At 59.7% G+C, this 2007-nt stretch carries 1 protein-coding gene and 1 pseudogene; both read right to left on the bottom strand.

The genetic code is table 11. The annotated features are described in order from the left end of the window. Positions 1–1566, bottom strand: a pseudogene (locus ACXR2T_RS15730) (hypothetical protein); the annotation flags it as partial. Positions 1567–1791: 225 nt separating this feature from the next. Beyond that, on the bottom strand, positions 1792–2007 hold a 216-nt coding region (locus ACXR2T_RS15725), incomplete at its 5' end, for an S-layer homology domain-containing protein (RefSeq protein WP_489945554.1).

Below are 2007 nucleotides of genomic sequence, written 5' to 3'. Positions count from 1 at the left end.
AGCCGCCGCCTGAGCCGCCGCCGTCGCCTGCCCATCAGCAGCAGCCGAAGCCGACGCCGACGCATTCGCGTTCGCATTCGCATCTGCGCCGGTGTTGCCGCCATCAACGCGAGCCGCGAATGAATCCGCGCTCACCGGAATGTCTCCGGCCCACAGCGTAGCGGTGTACATTTCGTCTTTTTCAAGATCCTTCGGCACCGTAAGTGTGCACGCCGCTACATCCTGCGCCGAGCTGATGGGTACACACGTCTCAAGGGTGCTGCCCGCAGCATCACGCCAGGTCACGACGGTCTCGAGGGGCGTGAGGTTGCCCGACAGGGCAAGCGTGGCCGTGTCGCCCGGGCTCGCAGGTGAAGCAACAGCATCAAAGTTTGTGACGTTGATGTTGGCATTCTCGAAAGGCACAACAGCGTGGTTACGGTTGTATACGTTGTGCAGCGCCGGGTTGAGCGCCGGCACCGTCTGCGGAGTCCACAGCGGGGTCGAGTTGTACTTGCCAAAGGCGGGGAAAGTCGATGAGCTGTAGCTCGAGACGATGTTCCCCGTGGGGTCAGCCACCCACGTGTACATGTTGTCGTAGTCCCAGAAGCCTTCGCCGACGCGTGCTGTGAAGTTACCCTCGGCATCGGTCACAGCGGCCACTGTCTTCGCCACGTAACCGGGATTCGCGACAAGCATCTCCTTGGTCGCCGCGGCACGTGCGTTGCGATCAAGATCCTTGATCGCCTTGTTCGCCGCAGCTCCCTCACGGTTCAGCATTGACACATACACCGTGTAGCCAGCGGCCGGCACGTCACCCAGCGACAGGTTCTGGTTAGGGCCGGTAGCCACATTGCTGCGATCACCAGCACCGGTCTCGAGCCAGACCGTACCCGAAACGGTATATTTTTCATCAGTCTGCACTGAGGGATGCGCTACGGGGCCAGCGTCATCAACCACCGTGTTCGCACTCTGCATGTGAGCCTGAGGCTTCTCGTAGAGGAACACACCAGTGTTGCGCACATTCGTGCCAGCGATCGTAACCGCGCCAAGTGCGCCGTCACCACTTGAGACCTTCACGAACCGGTATGGCGTCATGCCATCAGCCACGCGCATAGCGGTGAGCTCTCCACCCGTTGCAGGGTTTGTGATCGGTTCAACCCACAAGCGGTACTGCTGCTTGGCATCTGCAGTGAAGTAGTGGTTCTTACCAAACGCGTCGGTCCAGCTCGGCAGCTTGAATGCGAAAGCGCCCGGGCCTCCCATTGCACCAGACAACTGGTCAGATGTCTTTGCCGTGTAGATGGGCGAAACTGACCCGTCTTTATCCTGCCACTGAACGAAGACGCTCGTGCCTTCTGGCACTGCGGTCTTGTCGTTCGTAGCGGTCGAAGGCGTCGAGACTCCCGCGTTCCAAACGTGACCGGCAATAACGTACTTGCCCTTAGATACGCTCACGATGTCATTACTCGAAGCGATCTGCCCCGATGCGATACCGTCCGCCACAATCGGCGAGGCTGCGTCCGGTGCTACAGCCGAAACCGGCATGCCCGGCGAAACCACGGCTTGTGCTCCAGCTACGCCCATGCCGAGCGTCAGCGCGACCACCGCGCAGGCAGAAAGTGCTTGGGTCGCTCCCCGGCGAAATGCCGTACCTCGTGCGTGTGCTGATCCATCTGGCCTATTTAGGCGCATACCTTGATCTTCCTAACTTTCACCTGTTGAAAAACTATGTCGGTTCTTAACCGTGGAAAAGCGGACCCTGAGGAACACCCTCAGAGTCCGCTTTCATTGCGCTTGCGCGCTTAGTGGTTACTTCTTGACGCCCGGGATCACGCCCACCCAGTACTCGTCAACCAGACGCTGGAGGAACGCCGCCATCGCCTCACGGCTCAGACCATTCTTCGGACGGTACTCAGGACCAGCAGCAGTCCAGTACCCCTTCGACAGGCCCTCAGTACCCATCCACTCGATCTCCTTGTAGAACTTCGTGTTCTTATCGACGTCAGAGAAGCTCTGCGTCTTCGG

The organism is Leucobacter faecis, from assembly GCF_054456635.2.
The sequence above is the reverse complement of the archived record's forward strand: the minus strand, read 5'-3'. Positions and strand labels throughout refer to the sequence as shown.